Origin of the sequence: Oxalicibacterium faecigallinarum (assembly GCF_014635705.1) — a bacterium.
Lineage (GTDB): Bacteria > Pseudomonadota > Gammaproteobacteria > Burkholderiales > Burkholderiaceae_D > Oxalicibacterium > Oxalicibacterium faecigallinarum.
The window spans coordinates 1,852,532-1,877,081 of the sequence record NZ_BMDI01000001.1; the positions used below are offsets into that span (position 1 = coordinate 1,852,532).

Here is a 24,550-nt window from a genome sequence, read left to right on the forward strand (position 1 = left end):
GTCGACAGAGTCTGCGACAAAGACGGTAAAAAGTACGCTAAAACTTCAATGACGATCCTGTCTTTCCTCAATAAGAACAGAGCGAATGCACATAAAAAATGCCACGTGAAATCGTACGCGGCATTTTTGCAGAAAGCTGACTTATCGGTGAGCGCAATGGGTTGGCGTTCTATTTTTTTGCACTTTTTCTGGCAGCAGCTTCTTCGCTCTCTTCGACGATCGCGCTATTTTGATGGTCGTCATGTGCATCAGCTTTTTCAGATGCGTTCTTGTCGGCCGGTACACGTTCAATGCGCGTAATGCCAGCGTCGACCGAGATCGGATCACTGGCCGGAAAACTCATCTCAATCGCGTCGTCCAGTTGCGACTCGCCCGCTTTTTCAGTCTTGCAGTCTTCCTTGTCACAAGCAACTTCGGCTACCGGATCGCTCGCAGGAAATGTGTCTTCCAATGCACCATCAAGCGCGTGTTCGTCACGTACTGTCTCACCAGCGGTGGCGTGTGCCTTTTCATTTTTTTTTGCTGAGGCATCTTTCGTAGAGGGATGTGTCATGTGCGTCTCCTTTGCCAATGCAAACGGTATAAATCAGACAAGCGGCAATGATCAGGGTTCCGCCGCCTTGGGATATCGAACCTCGATGACCGACAGTTCTTCTTCACCGGATGGCGATTCCAGGACGACACTGTCACCGGGTTCTGCATTGAGCAATGCCTGCGCGATCGGTGAAAGCCAGCTGATGCGGCCATCTGCCGGATCGATTTCATCAAGACCGACGATCGTGATGGCGTGCTGCGCACCATCCTGATGTTCGTAGGTGACAGTCGCACCGAAGCGAATCGGCCCGCCATCTTCATGCACCGATGGATCGACGATTTCTGCGGTTTCCAGCCGCGCCTGCAGATAGTGGATGCGTTGATCGCGCTCACGCGCGTCAATCGACTCTCCCAGTCCACTATCACGCGCCGTCGACAAACGCTGCAACTCTTGCTGCATCTGTTCAAAGCCAGCTGGTGTAATGTAGTTTTTTACACCGACCGGCATCGTCGGCACTGGAATGAGTGTCTCGTCCTCAGCACCTTCCTTGACGAAAGCCTTGTTCATTGCGAATCCTTTCGTTGTTGATCAGGATCGCCGGATAAGGCGCGCGCGTCAGTACGCTGCAGCACATAAGATCAGCCGTCGAACTTGCCCGCCTGATAATCAGCAATTGCCTGACGAATCTCATCGTGCGTATTCATGACAAACGGGCCGTGCGATACAACCGGCTCGTCGAGTGGCTCGGCGTGACAAAGCAGGATGACGGCATCGGCAGAAGCCGATATGTGGAGTTGCTCACCATCATCGGCAAACGTGGCGAGATGCCGCGCATCAACAGTGCGTCCGTTGACCACCACACTGCCGTGAATGACATAGAAGAACACCGCACGTTGCGATGCAATCGACAAGGAGAATTGCTGGCCTGCTGAAAGCGTGAACCACATGCTGACAATGTCCAGCAGTGGCGTGAATGGTCCGCGATGCCCATTCCATTCACCGGACACCAGATGCACCAGCGCGCCACCAGCATCGGCAATCTGCGGAATGTCTTCCTGCTGCAAACCGCGATAGGCGGGTTGCGTCATCTTCAGTCGTGCCGGCAGGTTGACCCACAACTGCAGAATCTCCATCGGCCCGCCATTTTTCTTGAAGACGTCCGATGAGGTTTCCGAATGGATCAGACCGCTACCAGCAGTCATCCACTGCACGCCCCCTGCACCGATCACGCTTTCGTGACCGCCGCTGTCGCGGTGGGCGATATCTCCCTCAAGGATGAACGTGACCGTTTCAAAGCCGCGATGCGGGTGCGGACCAAAAGGCAGGCCGCGATTATTGCGTGGATAAACCTGACGACCGTGATGATTGAGAAACAGGAAAGGATCGACCATCCAGACGTGTTCCGTGGGCAGGGCGCGCCACGTATGCAGATCGGCAATGTCGTCCCGGATGGCGGGAAATACGTCTTGAACGGTTCTGGCTGTCAGCGCATCGGCTCTCATGATTGGATCTCTGTGAAATCAAATAAACGAGGGCCGATAACGGCCGGTTACACAACAAAAATCAGGAGGCGTCCGACCACAGTTTACCGCCAGTCGCCCAGTGCTCGCGTTTGACCTCGGTCAGGATGATATCGACCGATTCCGCGCTGGAACCGAGAGTTTCTACCGTCGCTTCGGTCACGGCTTTCACAAAAGCACGTTTCTGTTCGATGGTACGGCCCTCGAATAACTGGACGTTGATAGTTGGCATGCCTTCTTCCTTTCTGATGAAAATGGTGAAACGGTAAAAAAAGATCGTCGTCGCGCCTGTTAAGCGTTGCTGCGATCAATAATGTATCGGGCTTAGTTACGATATGACGGATCAATGGCATCGAGCTTGCGCAGCAACGCGGGCCACTCAAGAATACCTTCAGGGGAACCGTCGCCGAGCAGTTCCTTGTACGTTTTTGCGCAAACCTCAGGCGGCGGGATATTGAGCGGACCACCACCGGATTGGGCCTTGAGCTGGAACGAGCACGCCTTGTCCAACGTATCCATCAATGTATAAGCCTCTGCAATCGTGCGGCCACTGATCAATGTGCCGTGATTGCGCAACAACATCGCCGGATAAGTGCCCAGGTGAGCGATCAGCCGCCCTTGTTCAGCAGCCGAGAGGGCCAGTCCTTCGTAGTCGTGATAGCCCATTTGCTCGTAAAACCGCAAGGCATGTTGCGATAAAGGCAGCAAGCCGCCTTTTTGCATGCCAACTGCGACACCGTTTTCGTTATGCAAATGCATGACGCAGATGGCATCGGCACGGGCTGTATGCACGGCACCGTGGATTGCAAAGCCGGTCACATTGACGCGTGCGGTTTGATCGCCAATGATCTTGCCGTTGATATCGATCTTGACCAGACTGGAAGCAGTGATTTCGTCGAAGCGCCAGCCAAAGGGATTGATCAGATAACGGCCTTCTTCGCCCGGAACCATCGCCGAGATGTGCGTATAGATCAGATCGTCCCAGTTCTTCAGCGCGCAAAGACGATAGCAGGCAGCAAGATCGACACGGGTCTGCCATTCTTCTGCGCTCATCCCCGCCGGTACAGGAGAATCAACCGGTAAACGGCTTGCATCATTCATAAAAGCACCTTGCCAAATCGCCTGATTGACGTCATGTCGTCATCAGGCAGAGCGAAAATCAAGCTGAAATTATAAAGCGGTCAGGTTTTTCCCGTTGTCGGTGTGCATATTCTGGCCGTCCGACCCGTGTCGGGCTGCGCCAAACGAAAAAGACGGAACACTGCATAATAGACAATTCGCTATTCGGTTTTGGCTAAATCCAACGCCTCTCGATAGCGAAAACAAATCGAAAAGCTAAAGTAAATCAATTATACAAATAGATGATTGATCTTTACACTTCGAACTCGTACCGATTTTTAACCCGAGTTTTCAACTCATTTCATTAACCAGTAAGGAAATTAGACAATGTCCCTTATCAATACCCAAGTGCAGCCATTCAAGGCACAAGCTTTCCACAACGGCAAGTTCATCGAAGTGACGGAACAATCGCTCAAGGGCAAATGGTCCGTTCTGATTTTCATGCCAGCAGCATTCACGTTCAACTGCCCAACCGAAGTTGAAGATGCAGCGGACAGCTACGCAGAATTCCAGAAACTGGGCGCAGAAGTCTACATCGTCACCACCGACACCCACTTCTCGCACAAAGTTTGGCACGAAACGTCGCCAGCAGTTGGCAAAGCAAAATTCCCACTGGTTGGCGATCCAACCCACGCACTGACCAATGCTTTCGGCGTTCACATCCCTGAAGATGGTCTGGCCCTGCGCGGCACGTTCGTCATCAACCCAGAAGGCGTTATCAAGACGCTGGAAGTGCACGACAACGCAATCGCTCGTGACGTTTCGGAAACCGTCCGTAAATTGAAAGCGGCTAAATACGTTGCCGAGCATCCAAATGAAGTTTGCCCAGCAAAATGGAAAGAAGGCGAAAAAACCTTGGCTCCATCGCTGGATCTGGTCGGCAAGATCTAATCCGCCGTAAAGCAATAGCGTAGTAAACGTAGTACGTCCGGGCTTGCAATTCATGCAGCCCGGACAAGCAGGACCCCAATTTAACTGTAAAGAAAGCAGGGACCATCATGTTGGATGCAAATCTCAAAACCCAATTGGCAGCCTATTTGGAAAAGATCGTGCAACCGATCGAGATCGTCGCGTCACTCGATGGCAGCGACAAATCTCGTGAACTGCAGGAATTGCTGCAGGAAATCGTTGTATTGAGCGACAAGATCACTTTGGTCGAACGCACCGACGACAGCGAGCGCAAACCCTCCTTCGTCATCAAGCGTCCTGAAGGACCCGCCGGCATTCAGTTTGCCGCGATCCCGATGGGCCACGAATTCACCTCTTTGGTCCTGGCGTTGCTGCAAACCGGCGGCCACCCATTGAAACTCGAAGATTCGGTCATCGAACAGATCCGCAATCTGGACGGTGATTACACCTTCGAGACGTATATGTCGCTCTCGTGCCATAACTGTCCGGAAGTCGTGCAGGCGTTCAACGTCATGGCCTTGCTCAACCCGCGTATCCGCGCCGTCACGATTGATGGCGGCCTGTTCCAGGACGAGGTCAAGGATCGCGAAATCATGGCGGTGCCAACTACCTTCCTGAATGGTGCGCCGTTCGAGTCGGGCCGCGTCAGCATCGAACAGATTCTGGCCAAGCTGGACACTGGCGGCAACAAGCGCAAACAGGAAGAACTGAGCGCCAAAGAGCCATTCGACGTGCTGATCGTCGGCGGCGGTCCTGCAGGTGCAGCGGCAGCGATCTACGCCGCACGTAAAGGCATTCGCACGGGCGTAGTAGCAGAGCGTTTCGGCGGTCAGGTGCTGGATACGATGTCGATCGAAAACTTCATTTCGGTGCAGGAAACCGATGGTCCGAAGTTTGCCGTCGCGCTGGAACAGCATGTCCGCTCGTATGAAGTCGACATCATGAACGTGCAGCAGGCTGTCGAACTGGTGCCGGGCAAGCTGATCGAAATCAAACTGAAGGACGGCGGCTCACTCAAGGGCAAAACCGTGATCCTTTCAACCGGTGCACGCTGGAGAACCATCAATGTGCCGGGCGAGGCAGAGTACCGCAACAAGGGCGTGGCGTATTGCCCGCACTGTGATGGCCCGCTGTTCAAAGGCAAGCGTGTTGCTGTGATCGGTGGTGGTAACTCGGGCGTGGAAGCGGCAATCGATCTGGCTGGTATTGTTGGTCATGTGACCTTGCTGGAATTTGCACCGGAACTGCGTGCCGATGCTGTGCTGCAAAAGAAATTGCGCAGCCTGGCAAACGTTACCGTGATTACGTCGGCACAAACCAGCGAAATCACCGGCGATGGCAAACGTGTCAACGGTCTGGTCTATACGGATCGCAAGTCCGAAGAAACCAAGACTGTCGAACTGGAAGGCGTCTTCATCCAGATCGGTCTGGTGCCGAACACCGAATGGCTGAAAGGCACGGTTGCCTTGTCGCGCCACGGTGAAATCGAAGTGGATTCGCATGGCCGCACTTCAGTGCCAGGTGTGTTTGCAGCAGGTGACGTCACCACGGTGCCTTACAAGCAGATCGTGATTGCGGTTGGCGAAGGTGCGAAAGCATCGTTGTCCGCTTTCGATCACCTGATCCGAAGTTCAGTCGATGACGAGATCGTTGCAACCAAGAGCGGTGAAACAGTCGCTGCGTAAAGACTGATCCATGCTCACAAGAAAGCCGCAGAAATGCGGCTTTTTTCATTCCCTAATCCAACTTTCGTTGTATTTGTTTGCGATGGGAAAGAGATTCAGCAGTTTAGTCTGCTCAAATATGCAAAACCCCATAATCGTGGGATGGCAAACAGTCATCCGTTCGTATGTAATCCCAGCAGAATTTTTACTGAGGTGATTTCATGGCAAATGCGAGCGTGGTCGGCACGTTTATTCATAAAGAGAACAGTACCGTTCATACCATCATGAAGTTTGTACCGCTGTCACCTTCCGACACACCTGCTTTCTTCGTGACCTGTGCGCTCGAACATGTCGCCCCGGTTGAAAACTCCTCTGCTTTTGTCGATCGCAATGGCGCATTGCTGATTCCTGCCTAAGCATTTGAATTCCTGCCAAAAAAGCGAACTTCGGTTCGCTTTTTTTATTGCCCTATTAACGGCGATCTAAACATAGCCCGCAATTTCGCACCATTCCAATTCACCTGCACCTCAATTGTGCCGAGTAGGTGCATTCCAGATTACCAAGATTCAATGGCCTCTCACTCAGAATTTGATCATCTGAGAAACATCCTTTTCAGAGAGAAAAGTCGCCAAAACCAGCAAGAAAAATCTTGTATACCAGCAATGCACACAAGATTGGCATACATATTGCTGAACGGTAGGCATGACTACCGATTCTTCCAACAAAACCTCTTTGCAGATCGCCACGCGCATTACCGAGTCGATTCTGGCAAAACAGCTGGCGCCGGGCACACGCCTCGGTGAGCAGCAACTCGCGGACCTGTTTGGCGTCTCGCGCACGCTGATTCGCGAAGCGTTGATGCGGCTGGCAGCGCGCGGCATTGTGCAGGTCAGCGCACGCCGTGGCTGGTATGTGATTGAGCCGACCGCAGCTGAAGCACGCGAAGCATTTGAAGCGCGCCGTGTGATCGAACTGGGCTTGTTACGTCATGCGCGACCATTGACCAAAGCAGCGCTCGACAAATTGCACGATCACATTGCGCAGGAACAGTCGGCGATCTCGGGTGACGATGTTGGTGCCCGCAGTTATCTGCTCGGCGACTTCCATGTCTGCCTGTGTGAATGCCTGGGCAACAATCTTTTATCAGACACGCTGCGCGATCTGACAGCGCGCACGACGCTAACTGCCATGCTGCGTCAGTCGTCTTCGCAAGCCGTCGATTCGTGTGAAGACCACGTGCACATTGTCGATGCACTGGAGCGTGGCGATATCGACGAAGCAGAACGGCTGATGCTCGATCATCTGCAAATCGTAGAAAGCACACTCTATGACGAAGTGCAGCCTAACGATCCACTCAATGCATTACGTACGGCATTGACACCTGTCAGTGCCGCAAAAGGGCGGCGTGCCGCCACTCAATCAAGCAACCCATCCGTAACAACACCTGCCAGAAAATCTGCAATGAAATCTGCAGTAGGCAAGCGCGCAGCACCCAAAACAAGCAGCAAACCAACGTTGTCTTCTCTCTCAACGCAGTCCCGTGCTTCATCGAATTCACCTGGAAAGGAAATGGAAAAATGAAATTCAGCAAACTCCTGATCGGCCTGATGGCCGGCGCATTATTGTTGTCCAACGCCGCACGCGCTGATGCGCTCGACGACATTCAAAAGAAAGGCGTCCTGCGCGTCGCCGTGCCGCAAGACTTCCCGCCATTCGGCTCCGTCACGGTTGATATGAAACCGCAAGGTCTGGATATCGATGTTGCCACGCTGATCGCCAAGAAACTCGGTGCCAAGGTTGAACTGATTCCTGTCACCAGCGCCAATCGCGTGCCTTATCTGCAAACCAAGAAAGTCGATCTGGTGATTTCCAGCATGGGCAAAAACGCCGAGCGTGAAAAAGTCATCGACTTCAGTGCCGCTTACGCCCCCTTCTTCAACGGCGTGTTTGGCCCGGCTGATCAGAAAGTCGCTTCCGCCGCCGATCTGGGAGGCAAGACAATTGGTGTAACGCGTGGCTCGGTGGAAGATCTGGAACTGACCAAGATCGTGCCTGCCAACGCAACCGTCAAACGCTATGAAGACAACAACGGCACGATCAGTGCGTTCCTCTCCAATCAGGTGCAACTGGTTGCAACCGGTAACGTGATTGCCGCTGCCATCATCGCCAAAAATCCACCGAAGAAACCGGAAACCAAGTTCCTGATTAAGGATTCGCCATGCTTCATCGGCATGAACAAGGGTGAAGAAAAACTGCAAGCCAAGGTCAATGAAATTCTCGAGCAAGCCAAGAAAGACGGCTCTCTCAACGCACTGACCGAAAAATGGCTGGGCATGCCGCTGCCCGCCAATCTGTAATCAGACAGCAAGCGTACTCGTCTGATATCAGACGGGTACGTCATCTGTTTGCATCACACCGGCAATACGGAAAGCGAACGCATCATGGCTTATCAATTTGATTTTGCATCGACCTTCGATTACACCGACGTGCTCGTCAAAGGCATCGTCACGTCGATCGAACTGATTGCGATCGGCGGCGTGCTCGGCGTGGCCGTCGGTATCTTCGGTGCATGGGCACGCACGCAAGGACCGCGCTGGTTGCGGCCCTTCGTCAGCATGTATGTCGAGCTCATTCGCAATACGCCGTTTCTGATTCAGCTGTTCTTCATCTTCTTCGGCTTGCCAAGCGTCGGTGTACAGATCACAGAGATGCAGGCAGCCAGTCTGGCGATGGTCATCAATCTGGGCGCCTACAGCACCGAGATCATTCGCGCCGGTGTGGTTGCCGTGACCAAAGGACAGATCGAAGCGGGTTTAAGTCTGGCAATGACGCGCCTGCAGATTTTCCGCCACGTGATTCTTCGCCCTGCACTGCAGAAAATCTGGCCAGCACTGTCGAGCCAGATCGTGATCGTGATGCTGGGCTCTGCCGTGTGTTCACAGATCGCTGTGGAAGAGTTGTCCTTTGCTGCCAACTTCATTCAAGGACGCAACTTCCGTGCATTTGAAGCCTATCTGATCACAACCGTCATTTATCTGGTGATGGCCATCGTACTGCGACAAATTCTGCGTCTGATCGGCACGCACTTCATCATCGGCCGGAGGTTGGCATGATTTCATTTTCGCTGTGGGACATTCTGCGCAATCTGCTGCTGGCAGGGCGCTGGACGATTGTTCTCTCGCTCGCCACTTTCATTCTCGGTGGCATGCTGGGCCTGCTGATTCTGTTTATCCGCACATCCAGGAGTCGCGTGCTGCAGAACACCGCGCGCGTTTATATCGAGATTTTTCAAGGCACGCCGCTGCTGATGCAGTTGTTCTTGGTGTTTTTTGGCATTGCCCTGTTCGGTATCGAAGTACCCGCATGGCTGGCAGCAGGACTGACGCTGACTTTGTGGAGCGCCTCCTACCTCGCCGAGATCTGGCGTGGTTGCGTTGAGGCGATTCCAAAAGGCCAGTGGGAAGCCTCTTCGGTGCTGGCGATGAACTACCTCCAGCAGATGCGTCATGTGATCCTGCCGCAAGCCTTGCGTATCGCGATTCCACCGACCATCGGCTTCAGCGTACAGGTGATCAAGGGAACGGCCGTCACTTCCATCATCGGCTTTGTTGAGTTGTCGAAAGCGGCAACCGTCATCACCAACGCAACCTTCATGCCGTTCACGGTCTACGCTGCCGCCGGCCTGTTCTACTTCATGCTGTGCTGGCCTTTGTCCAAGTACAGCCAGTTCCTCGAAAGGAAATATCATGCCGCTCATCACCATTGATAACGTCAAGAAAAGCTACGGCGCCAATCAGGTGCTCAAGGGCATTCGCATGGATGTCGAACCGGGTGAAGTGATTGCCATCATTGGCAAGAGCGGTTCGGGGAAAAGTACGCTGCTGCGCTGCATCAACGGCTTGGAAAGCATTGATGAAGGCGCAATCAGCGTTGCCGGCTCACACCTTGGCAAGACAGAGCTGGAACTGCGCAATCTGCGTCTGAAAGTCGGCATGATTTTCCAGCAGTTCAATCTGTTTCCACATTTGAGCGTAGGCCGCAATGTGATGATCTCGCCGATGATCGTCAAAGGTGCATCGGAAGAAACTGCACGTGAATTGGCAATGAAGAATCTGGCACGCGTCGGCCTTGCCGAAAAATTCGACAGTTTTCCTGATCAGTTATCCGGCGGTCAGCAGCAGCGTGTGGCGATTGCGCGCGCACTCAGCATGGAGCCGCAGGCCTTGCTGTGTGATGAGGTCACGTCGGCCCTTGATCCGGAACTGGTCAACGACGTGTTGAGCGTCGTGCGCAGTCTGGCTGATGAAGGCATGACGCTGATCATGGTCACGCACGAGATGCGCTTTGCACGCGAAGTCTGCGACCGCGTCGTCTTCATGCATCAGGGCAAGGTACATGAGATCGGTGCGCCGGAAGAAATCTTCGCCAATCCCGCTACGCCGGAACTCAAGCAGTTCCTCGGCATGACCACGCACTGATTTATATCCAGACTCACATCCTGAACCACACCATGCCTTCGACCTTGAACGCACCGACCACCACAACCGCGCAGGAAATCATGGAACGCCTGCATCTGCTCGCTCAACATACCGAACAGGAAGGCATGATGACGCGTACCTATCTGACAGCGGCACATCGTGGTGCGGCTGGACAGATTGCGGCCTGGATGCGTGATGCCGGCATGACTGTGCGACGTGATGCCGTCGGCAATGTGATCGGACGCTACGAAGGCACGGAAGAGGGACGCGCAGTACTCATGACGGGTTCGCACTTCGACACCGTGCGTAACGGCGGGATCTATGATGGTCTGCTCGGCATCATCTTACCGATCAGCTGCGTTGCTGCATGGCATCGCGCTGGCAAGCGATTTCCGTTTCCGATCGAGATCGTCGCCTTCAGTGAAGAAGAAGGCGTGCGCTTCAAGGCACCGATGCTCGGCAGCCGCGCGATTGCCGGTACGTTCCAACACGCCGTGCTGAACAATACGGACGAGCAGGGCATCAGCATGCGTGATGCGATGCAGGCTGCCGACTTTGATCCGGCAAAGATCAGCGCCGCCGCTGCACCGAAAGACAGCATCGCTGCCTTCATCGAAGTCCATATCGAGCAGGGCCCTGTTCTGCTCAACGAAGGTTTGCCGCTCGGTATTGTGACGGCGATTTCCGGTGCCTCACGCTTCATGCTGGAACTGGAAGGTCTAGCAGGTCATGCCGGCACCGTACCGATGAACATCCGGCACGATGCAGCCATGGCGGCGGCAGAACTGGCGCTATTCATCGAGCAACGTTGTAGCAACGTCGACGGGCTGGTCGGTACCATCGGTCAGTGGCAGGTGCCCAATGGCGCAACCAATGTCATCCCCGGTCGTTGCACACTGTCACTCGATGTACGCGCCGGCGACGATGCCATACGACTGGCAGCGGTCAACGACATCGAAACTGAACTGGCCCGCATCTGCAGCAAACGCGGTGTACGCAGCAAGCTGACCAAAACGTATGAAACCACCAGCGCAACCTGTGCACCGTGGCTGCAGGACGGCTGGCGCACAGCAATGGCGTTGAACAACTGCACACCGCGTTTGCTGCCGTCCGGTGCCGGACATGATGCGATGGCGATTGCCACGATTGCGCCAATGGCGATGCTGTTCGTCCGGTGTGGCAACGGTGGCATCAGTCACAATCCGGCAGAAACCATGACAACCGAAGATGCAGGCATTGCTGCCGATGTCTTCATGGATTTTGTGGAAAATTTTGACGCGGTCGCTGCCAAAGCAAGCGCCAGCAATTAAGCCGCATAAATTTTTTACAGCAACATAGAAAAGAATCGAACATCCGATGGACAAGACTTTACTCAAGCAACAACTCGCCGACTGGATCGATCAACATACCGAAGAACAGATCGATTTTCTTTCCAGGGTCGTGCAATGCCCGTCCGATAATCCTCCGGGCAACTGTGCACCGCATGCACTGATGACGGCTGCCTTGCTGGAAGACATGCAACTGGCAGTCGAGCAGCATGTCGTACCCAATGACTTTGCCAACAGCACCGGACTGGAAAGCGCGATCAACCTGATCGTGCGCGAACGCTTTGCCGATGGCCCGACCGTGGCATTGAATGCACATGGCGATGTGGTACCACCGGGCAGCGGCTGGAGCGTCGATCCGTACTCTGCGACTGTGCGCGATGGCTGGATGATTGGCCGTGGTGCAGCGGTTTCCAAATCAGACTTTGCGACGTACACCTTCGCGCTGCGCGCGCTCAAGGCACTGGACGTACCGTTGCAAGGCAGTATCGAGCTGCACTTTACCTATGATGAAGAAACCGGCGGTCTCGCCGGTCCGGGATGGATTTTGCAGCAAGGATTGAGCAAACCCGATTACGCCATTTGCGCAGGTTTCTCTTACAACGTCACCACTGCGCACAATGGCTGTCTGCATCTGCAAGTGACGGTGCGCGGCACATCAGCTCATGCCGCTCGCCCGGATACGGGGCATGATGCGCTGGAAGCGGCAAACAAGCTGATGACAACACTGTATGCGTATCGCGATGGCTTGGCAGCAACTGTCTCCGCCACACCCGGCATCACCTCACCCACCATCGTGATCGGCACCATCCACGGCGGCATCAATACCAATGTCGTCCCGGATGAAGTGACATTGCGTCTGGACCGTCGCATCATCCCGGAGGAAAATCCGGAAGAAGTCGAAGCACAGCTACGTCTCCTGATCGAACAAACTGCCAACAAACTAGCCGGCATTCAATGCAACGTCGAACGCATACTGCTCGCTGCGCCATTCAAGCCGGTCGGTGACGCGGCGCGTTTGCGCGACATTGTGTGTGCCGAAGCATCCACTGCGCTGGGTGAAGCCGTTACGCCAATCGGTGTGCCGCTGTACTCCGATGCACGACTGTATGCGGAAGCAGGCGTCGCGACTGTCATGTACGGCGCCGGACCACGCACGCTGCTTGATGCCAACGGCCATCGTGCCGATGAAAAGGTACCGCTCTTTACGTTGCCTGTTGCCACAAAGACAATCGCCTGGAGTCTTCTTGAATTGCTCGGCTGACAGGTGCCGTTCGGCTTGTCACGCCAACGCGCGCCTGACTGATCTGTAGTGAGCGCACGCGCTCTGGTCTTGCTTCAGTTTGGTTACGACCGTAGACCATGGGCCAGGTGGGAGCGCCCTATCTCCCTAAAAATAAAAAGCCGCAATCAGCGGCTTTTTTACCATCCGCGTAAGCGAATCAGGGTGAGTCGTTCTGTGTGACATCGTCGTCGCCGTTATCGCAACAGCAAAACCAGCACCACGATGACCAGAAGTGTACCAATACCGATGTACATGCTGAGCTCCTCAAGGTTGACAGTGGAGCCATGAAACCATGGCGCCATCGTTGCCATCTGTTCGCTATATCACTTTGACATGTAAATCTGTAACACCCGGCATTTTTACGCGTTAACCATTCGACTTTCGCATTCGTTTGGCGATAGGATGAAGAGGCATCCGTACCAGAATGATTCTTTCCCGATCGTGCATTACAACAACATCTGGAGACAACAATGAATCGCTTCCCTTCCCCTCGCATGGTGCCCCGGTTTGCCGCTTTTTCCTTCTTGTCCGCACTGACGGCACTCTCGTTGCCAGCCGCTGCACAGACTGCCGGCAGCAATGTCGTAAATATCGGCTGGTTTCATCTGTACACGGATGATTCAAGCCAACCTTTGCGACAAACATCACCAGGTTCAACCACATTCGCTGGCAGCGGTGCCACCGTCAGCAGCGCCGACACCTTAGGCATTGCCTATACCCGCTTTGTCACGGACAACTTTGCAGTGACGCTCGATGCAGGCATTCCACCAAAATTCAAACTGGATGGCGAAGGAACATTGGCCAGCAGAGGACAACTCGGTACGGCCAAACAGTGGAGCCCCGCGATTGTGGCCAAATGGTTCTTTGGTGAACCCAATGCAAAATGGCGTCCCTTTGTGGGTCTGGGTGTCACCCACGTCTGGTATTCGGATGTCAAACTGTCGCAGTCACTGCAGTCGCTAGTGACATTCGGCACACCCGGGGCAACCGCAACGGCAAATCTCAGTTCTTCCTGGGCGCCGGTTGCCAATGTTGGCGTTCGCTACAACCTTGATGAAAAGTGGTCGATCGGATTTTCGTTGTCTTATATCCCGCTCGATACCGATGCAGAAATCATTGGGCGCAGTGCAGCTGGCACGCCCATTTCACGACACGTCACCAACCTGACTCTCGATCCCTATGTTTCCTTCCTCCGTCGGTTACAAGTTCTAATCATTTTGTGCTGACAAAAAGCGGTCTTGGCAGGCCGCTTTTCACTATTTAAGCCGTCGCATTGCGACACCTGTACGACAGACAACATCGAACACCCATTTCTTTAAGCAACGCACTGCGCGGATTTAACAATAGATTGCAATGCGAAAACGCTTTTATCACCTCACGCCACAATTAACTGGTTATGATGTTTCCGCATGGCATCGCTCCATGCTTTTCTCCTTTTTCTGTGCTGTTAGTGTGATTCGTTTGTGATTGGACGCAGGTGATGAGCAGGTTGACTCGCAGTATGTCCCGACTTGGTATCGGTACCCGACTTTCCGCAATTGTTTTCGTTTCGATTGCTCTCCTTCTTGGCATCTTTGTTTGCGTCAGCGGTAAAACAACCGCTGATCTGCTTGTGCAACGCACTGCGGATGACATGACTGGCAAGGCACGCCTTGTTGCCGACATGTCGACAGATCAAACTCAGACGCGCCAGAGGCTGCTCACGCTCAAACCCGGCACCTTTTACCTGATCGATCTCGCCACCGGATCGGCAGATGGCAGCCAGCGCGCGCTGGCCGAACAAACCACGGATGGTCGGCCGCTCGTCAAAGCCATGCAAGATCAAAAGGAAGGCAGCCTGCGCTATCGCGCACAAGACGGGCGTAATCATCTTGTCGCTTTCATCACTGTGTCAGATCGCAACTGGCTGATCGTCGGCGACATGCCGATTGATGCGATTACCCAGGATGCCACACGTGTACGCGACATCGCCATACTCGCCGCCATCGTCGCCGTGTTGCTGATCAGTGGGGTGCTTTATATCGTCATTCGCAAAACCGTTGCACAGCCACTGGGGCAGGCTACCGAGCTTGCGCATCAGCTGGCAAGCGGCGACCTGACCACCCGCGTCGACCATCATCGTCATGATGAGATCGGTCAGTTGCTCAGTGCCATCAACAGCATCGGTCAGAGTCTGGCCAACGTGGTCTGGCATATCCGCCAGGGAACCGAACGTCTCGCCGTATCGACCAGTGAAATCGCTGCCGGCAATCTCGACCTGTCATCGCGTACTGAACAGCAGGCTGGCTCGCTGGAAGAAACCGCTTCAGCGATGGAGCAGATGACTTCCACCGTCAAAGGCAATGCCGGTAACGCAAACGAGGCCAATCAGCTGGCCCGCACCGCATCGGAAATTGCCGTCAAAGGTGGCCATGTCGTAGGCGACGTTGTGCACACCATGGAGTCGATCAATACCTCATCCAAGCGCATTGTGGACATCATCAGCGTGATCGATGGCATTGCGTTTCAGACCAACATCCTTGCATTGAATGCCGCAGTCGAAGCTGCGCGTGCGGGTGAACAGGGACGAGGTTTTGCCGTGGTCGCCGGCGAGGTCCGCAGTCTGGCGCAACGCAGCTCTGCCGCTGCCAGAGAGATCAAGCAACTGATCGAAGACTCGGTCCATCAGGTGCAAGGCGGTAGCAAGCTCGTCGCCCAAGCCGGTGCCACCATGAAAGAAGTCGTCGCCAGCATCCAGCGTGTTGACGCCATCATGAACGAGATCAGCACAGCCAGCCGTGAACAGAGTATCGGCATTGAACAGGTCAATGAAGCGATCGCGCAGATGGATCAAGTCACGCAGCAAAATGCCGCACTGGTAGAGCAGGCCGCTGCGGCCGCCGACTCGCTACAGAATCAGACGACCGAACTGACCAATGTCGTCAGCGTCTTCAAGATCAAAACCAGCAGCCACGGTACCACCGACGAAGCCGTCGACATGGTCGAGAAAGCCATCGACGCAATGCAGGATCAGGGTGTGGACAAGGCCTTTGCCGACATCAGCAACAAACTTGGCCCGTTCTGCGACCGCGATCTGTATGTGGTCGTGTATGACATGCACGGCAAGAATCTGGCGCACGGTGCCAATGCCGCATTGATCGGCAAGGACCTGATCGATGCCAAGGATGGTGCCGGCAATCTGTACGTGCGCGAGCGTATCGCCATCATCCAGAACCGCAGCAAGGGCTGGCAGGACTATATGTTCCTCAATCCGATCAGCAAGCAGGTCGAAGCCAAATCCATGTATCTGGCACGTTACAAGGACATGATCGTCGGCTGCGGCGTTTACAAAAGCTGAACGGCCTGCCCGACAAGCAGCACACTCGTCTGTCGGGCAGCGCACAAACAAACCGTCTGCGTCGTGCTAAGCTGAAGTCTCACCAAGTCCAAGAAGGAGGCGATCATGGCGACGACCAAACTGAGCACACAGGAGTTTCTGGATGAACTCAATCGCAACCTGAAGGAGCATCCAGGCTATGAAGAATGGATGCAATTCGTGCCGCCGCCTGAAGGCGTGACACCCGATACGGTAGAAGGGTTTGAACGCGCCGGTCCCGAACCGCGTCATTCGCTATACGATCTGGTTGCACTCAAGGTTGGTGAAGCGTTCGAGATTTTCCCAAAGTAGATTCCATCCAATGAAAAAGTCCGCCGGTTTAATCGCCGGCGGGCTTTTTCATTGGTCGATGGCACGAGGTCAGGCGTTACTTCTGTTTGTACGCGGCAAGGTCAGCGTCACTTCCAGACCGCCGGCTTCACGGTTGCGCAAGGTCAGCCTGCCGCGATGTGCCTGCGCTACGGTACGGGCAATACTCAAGCCCAAACCAAAGCCCCCGGTATGCGTATTGCGTGACCCTTCGACCCGCATGAAAGGTTCCATTACCTGTTCCAGCAGTTCGGGTGGAATACCTGGTCCCTGATCGCTGATGATGATCTGTAACTGGGCCGGGGTATCGACAACCTCGATATGTGCGGTCTGCCCGTATCGAATGGCATTCTCCAGAAGATTCTGCACGCAACGTCGCAAGCTGCGCGCGTAGGCGGGTAACGGTTGCGCCTTGCCGTGGAGCGTGACCTGCGAGCCGATCTCTTCGGCATCGATCTTCAGACTTTCCAGCAGTGCGTTGATATCGACGTTGCGCAGCTGTTCTTCGGTATCGATATTGCGTACGAAATGCAGCGTCGATGTCACCATCGCCTCCATCTCTTCCAGATCCTTGCGGAACTTGGCTTGTGCCGCCTCATCCTTGAGCATCTCGGTGCGCAACTTCATCCGCGTAATCGGCGAGCGCAGATCGTGCGATACCGCCGCCAGAAAGCGCGTCCGTTCGGCAATCCCGTCGATCAGCTTGCGTTGCATGATGTTGAATGCCTGCGCTGCCTGCTTGACTTCATCCGGGCCGGTCACATCCAGCGGTGGGCTGTGGATATTCTCACCCAACTGCTCGGCGGCGTTCGCCAGCTTCTTCAGCGGCTTCATCACCAGACGTACGACGATCAATGCAATCGCAACGATGGCAATGATGCGCAGCACATAGATGCGCATCAGATAATCGTAGAGTGCGGTCTGCGGCGCCATGCTGAGACCAGCCTGTCCTTCATGCGCATTGACTTCCAGCCAGCGATGATCCGGCAGCTCCACCTGCACGACAAAATGTCCTTCCGGAAAATCTTCTCTGAGCAGAGAAAAGAAACTGCTCTCGCTGCCGTCGCGGTTTTGCAAGTCCGCCTTGAGAATGCGGGTTGGCAGATGTTGTCCGAGCTGCTGCTCCAGCACGTTTTCAAACAGCATCGCTACCGCCTGATGACGCGTTTCCGTCCGTGTGGATTCAGCCGGTTGGTCGATCTGTTTCAGTGTGAAATGCGGACTGCTGATCTTGGCCAACATGGCAACTTGCTGCTCCAGCGGCAGCGTTTCCAGCAACCGTATGCGCAGCGCCAGTTCGCTGGCCACCAGTCGTGTCGGCACTTCCATCGCTTTGCCGTAGCGCATATCGAACCAGATGGTGCCGGTCATCAGCTGTGCCGACAACATGCCGATCACCATGATGATGACCAGCCGGCCCGTCAGCGATCGCGGCCAAAACCACTTCATTCTTCGACGACGACGTCCGCTGTGAGCATGTACCCGGTGTTACGCACGGTACGAATCAGGGTAGGGTGACGCGGATCAGGTTCCAGATGCTGGCGTAAACGGCTGATGCAGACATCGATCGAACGATCAAACGGCAGGCTGTCCTTGCTATACACATTGTTGAGCAGATAGTCGCGCGTCAATGCGCGATTGGCGTGGTCGATCAGGGTACGCAACACCAGATAATCCGAACTGCCCAGCGTAATCACCGGCTCGTCATCACGCTGCAACTGCCGCGCCTGCGTATCCAGCCGCCATCCGGCAAAGCGGATGAAGCCCGGTGCATTACGTGCCGCCTGCAAGGGATAGCTGCGTGCACGTTTGAGAATGACCTTGATGCGCGCCACCAGCTCGCGCGGTTCAAATGGCTTGGGCATGTAATCGTCGGCACCCACTTCCAGTCCGACGATGCGATCCAGTGGTGAACCGCGTGCGGTCAGCATGATGACCGGAATATCGCTGTGCGTACGCAGTTCACGGCACAATGCGACGCCGTCTTCGCCCGGCATCATCAGATCCAGCACAATCAGATCGATCTGCACCTTGTCCAGCTGCTCTCGCATGGCCTTGCCGTCGGCTGCGACCCAGGTGCGATAACCGGCCGACTGCAGATAATCCGAAAGCAGTTGCCGAATTTCCTCATCATCATCAACGATCAGGATGTGGTCAGATTTATTCATAGTAGTGGAAGAGAAACGGGAGATCATCGTCAGCCTCCCGCTCGACATGTCTTTTTTTGGTGAAAACGACGTGATGGAGACCGGAAACGATGCAAAATTTTTAAGAAATTACGGCCATGCGTGTTGCAATCGACAATGCATTATAGCCAAGCACCTCGATCCTCGTAGCCCGTCAGCCCTTGCCGCAAAACAGGCCTGCATTTTTTTTCATTTGGTGTAATCTTTAAACATCGCGGCAATGAACGCCGCCTTCCATAAAAAAGCCATCCGCACATATGACGGAAAACAGGGCAAGGAGGAGACAATGAAAAGTTTGGCCATTCTGGGTCTGGCGCTCTGTCTGACCGCCTGTGGTAGCGGCGATGATCTCGCCATCGGCAGCAAGACGAATTCCTCACAAATCGCACCGAAAGCCGGTGAGTTCGCGTTCACTCCGAAAGAGTTTGTCGATGCGTTCAACACCGCGGCACGCAATTTCAACAAACCCTTCCATATCAACACCGTCGAAATCCGGCGCGGCGCGGTACATGATTACTTCCAGCAGGTATTCGACACCGGCGTCTCGATCACGGCCAGCGTCTCCAAAGATACAGGTTATATCACCACCATTACGGCACTGGTCCGGCGCGATGGGGGACAGGCAGATCGCGAGATCGTGTTCTCGCTTTCCAAACTGGTCACGGCTGCGACCAATCCAAACATGTCGCGCGAGAAGATCGCGGACATGGTGAACGCCATGTTGCAGGAATCCTCGCCAACTGCCGATGCCAAGATGTTTCCGCAGCGCTTCATGAATCATGTGCGTTACGCACTGCGCAATGACAGCGGCGTCGGCTACTGGTGGATTGCCAACCCGGTCTGATTTCGCGTTTCTTTCATCCAGGTGCAAGGGCCTGTGCATCGCTGCGGCATAGGCCAATTTTGCATCGGCTGTTATCATGTCGGCTGGGCAAGGATCTTCTGATCGGTCTGTGACCGCATCATCGCTGCAAAGCATTCTGTCACGAAGGCGAGAAAGTCTTCTCCCTGACATCGCCGTTGTCACGCCGGACAATCACCACAACAACACGCTGGGTATCACGCAAATGCGTCTGTTCATGCATTGTCGCCACGGCTTTATCAACACCATTTGCTTGCCCTGTCCGTAGCGCATTGCGCGTTGTCGCGGGCCATACCGATGGCCTGCACACTGTTTCATCAACATCCGATCTGTGGAGGAAGCCGATTTGGGTTCGATCATTCAACCGCACAACATCACACTATTCATTCCGCGACGACACGCGTCCGACACACGCCTTCACCGGATTCAGGCTTTTTTTCTGGTCCTGATACTTGCCATCGGTATTCCCTTTTCCGCGCATGCCCAATCCACTGCGACGGACACAACAGCCGGCAACACCACTTCATATGCTGCACTGGCCGATCTTCTGGAAACGGAAAGCACGCGCAATCAACTGATTTCCGAACTGCGCACCCTCGCCGATACGCAAAACAAGAGCGGCAGTACCGAGGCTGCCGGCACCAGCGCACCGCAAGACTCAGTCGTCGGCGCATCCACAACGTCGACGCCGCCTGCCTCACCGGCGTCCGCAAGTAGCAAGACCAACATCGTCAAATCGGCACCGATCGAACCGGATAGCAATCTTCTGTTTTCCCGCAATATCGCAGACGGCATTCAGCACTTCATTGCCAGTATCAGCGCCGACGTGTCCGAGGCAATGGCCGCTGTCCGCAGCATGGGTCAGGAGCAGCAAGCCGATGAACCGGGCAATATCGTGCCCGGTGCCTGGCGTGCCTTACTAGTTAATCTGCTGATGATTGCCGCTGCGACGATCGTTGCCTTCTTCCTGTTTCGCGCACTGGCTGCGCGTATCTATGCGCGCAGCAATCGATGGATTACTGCAACGCCAGCCGAGCCTGCCGATGCCACAACCGGTGAATCGGTTCGCTTCGTGGGATCGGCACTGTATCGAAAATCGGTCGCCATCGTGTTTGCCATGATGGTGGATATTGCCGCCATTCTGCTGGCCGGCGCGGTCGGTTATGGCGTGGCACTGTTTGCTGTCGGCGAGGCCGAGACGATCAATACGCTCGAATCCCTGTTCATCAATGCCTTCGTCGCGGTCGAAATCGCCAAGGCCGTCGTGCGCGGCATTTTCTCGCCACGCTTTGATCGTCTGCGTCTGTTCACCATGCGCGACGAAACGGCAACCTACTGGGGCAACTGGCTGGAACGCGTGATCAGTGTAATGGGCTACGGCATTCTGGTTGCAGTGCCAGTCGTCAAAACCGCACTGTCGCCGACGATTGGTCATCTGCTTAACATCGTCATCATGCTGGGTGTGTATGTCTATGCCATCAATACCATCCGCCGCAATCGCAAATCGGTACGTGACAGCCTGGAGGACTATGCCAAGACGGCGTCGACTTCGTTCTTCTCGACAATGATCCGTGTGCTTGCACGTGTCTGGCATACATTGGCCATCGTCTATTTCACCGTGCTGCTGATTGTCAGTCAGATTGCACCACACGATGCCTTGCCATTCATGGCAGAAGCGACCTTGCAAACGCTGCTGGCGATTGGCATCGGTCTGTTGCTATCGACCATCGTGTCATCGATCTTTGCGCGGCGCATTCGCCTGTCGGAAGACTTGCGCACGCGCCTGCCCATGCTGGAGGCACGCATCAACTCCTACGTGCCGCCTGCACTCAAGGGCTTCCATCTGATCAACATGATGGTCGTGGTACTGGTTGTACTCGACGCGTGGCGCGCCTTCAATCTGAGTCACTGGATTGCATCGGATCGCGGCAGCGCGGTCATCATTGCCACCGTACACGTCGCCATCATTCTGGTGATCGCCGCGCTGATCTGGACCACCATTGCCAGCATCATCGAGCATCGCCTGAGTCCGATCAGTCTGCACGCACAGCCGAGCGAACGCGAGAAGACACTGCTTTCATTGTTCCGCAATGCGGCGCTGGTCGTGATCGTGACGCTGACGATTCTGGTTGTGCTGTCGCAAATCGGGATTGATATCGCACCGCTGATTGCCGGTGCCGGTGTGGTCGGTCTGGCCATCGGCTTTGGTGCGCAAAAGCTGGTGCAGGACGTCATCACCGGTGTGTTCATCCAGCTTGAGAATGGCATGAACCAGAATGACGTGGTGGAAGTCGCCGGCATCTTTGGTACGGTCGAAAAAATCACGATCCGTTCGGTCGGCATCCGCACGCTCGATGGCGGCTTCCACATGATTCCATTTTCATCGGTGGACAAGGTTTCCAATCACACGCGCGACTTTGCTTATCACTATGGCGAGTACGCGATCGCCTATCGTGAAGATGTCGATAACGCCATCCATCATCTGAAAGAAGCCTTCAAGGAACTGATGCAGGATGAAGAACTGGCGCCATCGATTCTGGAAGAGATTTCGATTCCCGGCGTGACGTCCCTGCACGAACGCGGCTTCAACATCCGTGTGTTGATCAAGACGGCACCCGGCATGCAATGGATGGTGCAGCGTGCATTCAACCGGTTGGTCACACGCCACTTTGCCGCCGCCGGCATCGAGATTCCGTATCCACACACCGTTCTGGCTTTCAGTCAGGATAAGGATGGCAATACGTCGCCGCTGCCTATCATGCGTAGTCAACCAGCACAGTAATCATGCACACATCGACACAATCCGAACAAGACTGGCGCCAGGAATTTGTTGCCATCGCTACCGCCGCAGCAGAAGACGACGGTGCGCATGACATCAACCATTTGCATCGCGTGTGGAAGACCGCACAACATTTGCTGACCGATTATCCTCGCGCTGATCGGCTGGTCGTACAAGCAGCATGCTATCTGCACGATCTGGTCAATCTGCCCAAGAATCATCCGGATCGTGCGCAAGCATCACGCCTCGCTGCAGAGAAGGCATGCACTGCGTTACGCGCGGTCGGCTTTTATCCGGACAAGCTGCCGCTGGTTGCGCATGCAATCGAGGCGCATAGTTTTTCTGCTGCGATCAGCCCTGTCACGATCGAAGCACAGATCGTGCAGGATGCGGATCGCCTTGATGCATTGGGTGCAGTCGGACTGGCACGGTTGTTTTATACGGCAGGGCGCATGGGTTCGGCACTGGCGCATCCCGCTGATGTACTGGCACGGGACAGGACGCTGGATGATCGTGCTTATGCGCTCGATCACATCAGAGTCAAACTGGCGACCTTGCCGGCAACGATGCAAACCGAAGCAGGGCGACGACTGGGTGAAGAACGTCTGGCCTGGTTGATTGCATTCCGCCAGACATTCGTAGAGGAATGGGGCGAGGAATAAGAGGTGCCTCCTCCATCCCAAAATAAAACGCGTGCCGATGAAGATCAGGCACGCGTTTTTTATTTCCTATCGACTCAACCGGCAATCGACAGTACCTGACTGCCTATCCAGGTTTCGCCCGGCTGGACGATCACCGGTGCCGATGCACAGGCCGCTTCCACGCACAGCATGTGCTGCCAGTCGCTATCCGGCATGTCTTTCAGCGTCTGGATCAGTTCCGGCCCCGGATTCCACACCACCGTATCGGTGAAACCGGTTTTGCCGATGTGTAGCGCAGGCTTGCCTTCCTCGACCAGTTGCAATGATGCCGGCGGCGAGAGATAAACGCGATCGGTTTCCTCTCCAATGCGGAGACTGTCGTCCGGATCAATGACATCCACATTGTCGGCCGTCGCATCTTCGTAATGTGTACCTCGCAAGCCGATCAGTTCGGTTTTGGCAATCTCGTCCACCAACAGGTAACTGTGCAAGGCGCCGGTAAACGTCCAGGCTTCCTCACCGGTATTTGTCACTTGCAAGGCAATCATCAGACGTTGCGGCTCCAGCGTCACTGTCAACTGCACCAGAAAAGCATACGGCCAAATCGAACGCGTGCGCGCGTCATCACGCAGGGAAAAAACCGCCACGCTACGCTCCGCATCGTGATTGACCAGCGACTCCAGCGTCCAGGGCAATGCACGTGCAAAACCATGCTTGAGAATCGCGCCTCGCACCGAGAATTGTGGGAAGCAGATCGGTACACCACCACGGATCGCCTGTGCCAGTGTTGCCGCATCCAGCGCGTCCTCCCGCTTCATGCCTCCTGTTTGAGTGGAAAGATAAAAGCGTTCACGTCCGTCACTGGCGCGCCATGAAATGACCTGTGCACCCTGACGCGTTACACGCGCCTCGGCCCGCCCACATACCAGCGTCAGACAGGGCAAACCCAATACGTTGTCAAAAAAAGGATCAGACTGGACCACATCGTCATGCAGATTAGTGGGTAGTGAACTCATGTGTCGCTTTCTGAAATAGGTAATTGATCTTGTTTTTACTTCGCGGTTGCGCGCGCAATGTTGCACCAAACGCGCAAGGTAAGGTGTACATCGCTGACATTATCGATGTGAGCCAATACCAACATCGATAACGCCGTACGTTTCTACGCCGGATTTAGCACGCGGCTGATCGGCATATCCGCTACAACCCATCAGTGCGAACACGATAGCAAGCATCCCGGCACGGGCGAACCATCGATTTACGCGCATTTTCATCATTCTTTGTCCCAAGAAAGATCAACCTTGGATAGACGCATCTGCACGCACAAAATTCCATACGCAGATGATTGTAAGGTGATTTCAAATACAGCCAGGCGTGGGTGCAACACCATTACGACTATGAGACAGGTGCGCGACACATCAAGAACCGCCTTATGTCGAAGCAGACCCGGCATTCAGTTCGTTCCTCATTCAGGCTCTTTGCGCAAGTTGCAAATCAGCAGCACTGCGTGTGCCGCCGCACAGAACGAAAGTCCTACAGGATGGATGATCTAGCCATATTTACGA

General features: G+C 54.8%; 24 protein-coding genes. 16 read left to right on the forward strand and 8 right to left on the reverse strand.

Going from position 1 to position 24,550, the window contains the following annotated elements; genetic code table 11:
• Window positions 1-169 precede the first annotated feature (169 nt).
• The 5 genes from IEV29_RS08860 to IEV29_RS08880 form a co-directional block, all read right to left on the reverse strand.
• Window positions 170-553, reverse strand: a complete 384-nt coding sequence (locus IEV29_RS08860) for a hypothetical protein (protein WP_188380829.1) — start codon at window positions 551-553, stop codon at window positions 170-172.
• Between the two features lie 51 nt (window positions 554-604).
• Window positions 605-1,102, reverse strand: coding sequence for a GreA/GreB family elongation factor (locus tag IEV29_RS08865; RefSeq protein ID WP_188380830.1), 498 nt, complete (start codon window positions 1,100-1,102; stop codon window positions 605-607).
• Window positions 1,103-1,173: 71 nt separating this feature from the next.
• Window positions 1,174-2,037 (reverse strand): pirin family protein, encoded by an 864-nt coding sequence (locus IEV29_RS08870; RefSeq protein WP_188380831.1) that lies wholly within the window; start codon window positions 2,035-2,037, stop codon window positions 1,174-1,176.
• 61 nt (window positions 2,038-2,098) lie between these two features.
• Window positions 2,099-2,305, reverse strand: coding sequence for a 4-oxalocrotonate tautomerase (locus tag IEV29_RS08875; protein ID WP_268234305.1), 207 nt, complete (start codon window positions 2,303-2,305; stop codon window positions 2,099-2,101).
• 74 nt (window positions 2,306-2,379) lie between these two features.
• Window positions 2,380-3,156, reverse strand: a complete 777-nt coding sequence (locus tag IEV29_RS08880; RefSeq protein WP_188380833.1) for a class II aldolase/adducin family protein — start codon at window positions 3,154-3,156, stop codon at window positions 2,380-2,382.
• Window positions 3,157-3,501: 345 nt separating this feature from the next.
• On the opposite strand from IEV29_RS08880, the gene ahpC reads away from it, so the two are divergent.
• The 13 genes from ahpC (at window position 3,502) to IEV29_RS08945 (ending at window position 16,502) form a co-directional block, all read left to right on the forward strand.
• Entirely contained in the window at window positions 3,502-4,065 is a 564-nt protein-coding gene (ahpC, locus tag IEV29_RS08885; protein WP_188380834.1) for an alkyl hydroperoxide reductase subunit C, read from the forward strand.
• Window positions 4,066-4,172: 107 nt separating this feature from the next.
• The gene (gene ahpF, locus IEV29_RS08890) at window positions 4,173-5,768 is read left to right on the forward strand and encodes an alkyl hydroperoxide reductase subunit F (RefSeq protein WP_188380835.1); all 1,596 of its coding nucleotides are present in this window, start codon (window positions 4,173-4,175) and stop codon (window positions 5,766-5,768) included.
• A 200-nt stretch (window positions 5,769-5,968) separates the two neighbouring features.
• Window positions 5,969-6,163 carry a hypothetical protein gene (locus IEV29_RS08895; RefSeq protein ID WP_188380836.1) on the forward strand — a complete coding sequence of 65 codons (195 nt, stop codon included), beginning with the start codon at window positions 5,969-5,971 and terminating at the stop codon, window positions 6,161-6,163.
• A gap of 286 nt (window positions 6,164-6,449) precedes the next feature.
• A complete protein-coding gene (locus tag IEV29_RS08900) occupies window positions 6,450-7,328 on the forward strand; it encodes a GntR family transcriptional regulator (RefSeq protein WP_188380837.1) in 879 nt (292 codons plus the stop codon).
• Window positions 7,325-8,104, forward strand: coding sequence for a transporter substrate-binding domain-containing protein (locus IEV29_RS08905; RefSeq protein ID WP_188380838.1), 780 nt, complete (start codon window positions 7,325-7,327; stop codon window positions 8,102-8,104). Before IEV29_RS08900 ends, IEV29_RS08905 begins: the two co-directional genes overlap by 4 nt.
• Window positions 8,105-8,188: 84 nt before the next feature.
• A complete protein-coding gene (locus IEV29_RS08910) occupies window positions 8,189-8,860 on the forward strand; it encodes an amino acid ABC transporter permease (protein WP_188380839.1) in 672 nt (223 codons plus the stop codon).
• A complete protein-coding gene (locus tag IEV29_RS08915) occupies window positions 8,857-9,513 on the forward strand; it encodes an amino acid ABC transporter permease (RefSeq protein WP_188380840.1) in 657 nt (218 codons plus the stop codon). Before IEV29_RS08910 ends, IEV29_RS08915 begins: the two co-directional genes overlap by 4 nt.
• Window positions 9,494-10,225, forward strand: a complete 732-nt coding sequence (locus IEV29_RS08920; protein WP_188380841.1) for an amino acid ABC transporter ATP-binding protein — start codon at window positions 9,494-9,496, stop codon at window positions 10,223-10,225. The genes IEV29_RS08915 and IEV29_RS08920 overlap by 20 nt, the downstream gene beginning before the upstream one ends.
• A 32-nt stretch (window positions 10,226-10,257) precedes the next feature.
• On the forward strand, window positions 10,258-11,535 hold the full coding sequence (locus tag IEV29_RS08925) for an allantoate amidohydrolase (RefSeq protein ID WP_188380842.1): 1,278 nt from the start codon (window positions 10,258-10,260) through the stop codon (window positions 11,533-11,535).
• A gap of 46 nt (window positions 11,536-11,581) precedes the next feature.
• Window positions 11,582-12,814 (forward strand): M20/M25/M40 family metallo-hydrolase, encoded by a 1,233-nt coding sequence (locus IEV29_RS08930; RefSeq protein WP_188380843.1) that lies wholly within the window; start codon window positions 11,582-11,584, stop codon window positions 12,812-12,814.
• A 491-nt stretch (window positions 12,815-13,305) separates the two neighbouring features.
• Window positions 13,306-14,061, forward strand: a complete 756-nt coding sequence (locus IEV29_RS08935) for an OmpW/AlkL family protein (protein WP_308632717.1) — start codon at window positions 13,306-13,308, stop codon at window positions 14,059-14,061.
• 254 nt (window positions 14,062-14,315) lie between these two features.
• A complete protein-coding gene (locus IEV29_RS08940) occupies window positions 14,316-16,172 on the forward strand; it encodes a methyl-accepting chemotaxis protein (RefSeq protein ID WP_188380844.1) in 1,857 nt (618 codons plus the stop codon).
• Between the two features lie 105 nt (window positions 16,173-16,277).
• A complete protein-coding gene (locus IEV29_RS08945; protein ID WP_188380845.1) occupies window positions 16,278-16,502 on the forward strand; it encodes a hypothetical protein in 225 nt (74 codons plus the stop codon).
• Between the two features lie 69 nt (window positions 16,503-16,571).
• Here IEV29_RS08945 and IEV29_RS08950 read toward each other — a convergent pair whose 3' ends face one another.
• Together IEV29_RS08950 and IEV29_RS08955 are read right to left on the reverse strand one after the other, a co-directional pair.
• Window positions 16,572-17,969: an ATP-binding protein gene (locus tag IEV29_RS08950; RefSeq protein ID WP_188380846.1), complete on the reverse strand. Its 1,398-nt coding sequence runs from the start codon at window positions 17,967-17,969 to the stop codon at window positions 16,572-16,574.
• Complete coding sequence (locus IEV29_RS08955) at window positions 17,966-18,688, reverse strand: response regulator (protein ID WP_188380847.1); 723 nt, start codon at window positions 18,686-18,688, stop codon at window positions 17,966-17,968. The genes IEV29_RS08950 and IEV29_RS08955 overlap by 4 nt, the downstream gene beginning before the upstream one ends.
• Window positions 18,689-18,992: 304 nt before the next feature.
• On the opposite strand from IEV29_RS08955, the gene IEV29_RS08960 reads away from it, so the two are divergent.
• From IEV29_RS08960 to IEV29_RS08970, 3 genes are all read left to right on the forward strand, one after another.
• Window positions 18,993-19,550, forward strand: a complete 558-nt coding sequence (locus IEV29_RS08960) for a hypothetical protein (RefSeq protein ID WP_188380848.1) — start codon at window positions 18,993-18,995, stop codon at window positions 19,548-19,550.
• Between the two features lie 364 nt (window positions 19,551-19,914).
• Complete coding sequence (locus IEV29_RS08965) at window positions 19,915-22,350, forward strand: mechanosensitive ion channel domain-containing protein (RefSeq protein ID WP_229726291.1); 2,436 nt, start codon at window positions 19,915-19,917, stop codon at window positions 22,348-22,350.
• 2 nt (window positions 22,351-22,352) lie between these two features.
• Window positions 22,353-23,009, forward strand: coding sequence for an HD domain-containing protein (locus IEV29_RS08970; RefSeq protein ID WP_188380849.1), 657 nt, complete (start codon window positions 22,353-22,355; stop codon window positions 23,007-23,009).
• Window positions 23,010-23,083: 74 nt separating this feature from the next.
• Here IEV29_RS08970 and IEV29_RS08975 read toward each other — a convergent pair whose 3' ends face one another.
• The gene (locus IEV29_RS08975; protein WP_188380850.1) at window positions 23,084-24,004 is read right to left on the reverse strand and encodes a D-hexose-6-phosphate mutarotase; all 921 of its coding nucleotides are present in this window, start codon (window positions 24,002-24,004) and stop codon (window positions 23,084-23,086) included.
• Window positions 24,005-24,550: the final 546 nt, after the last annotated feature.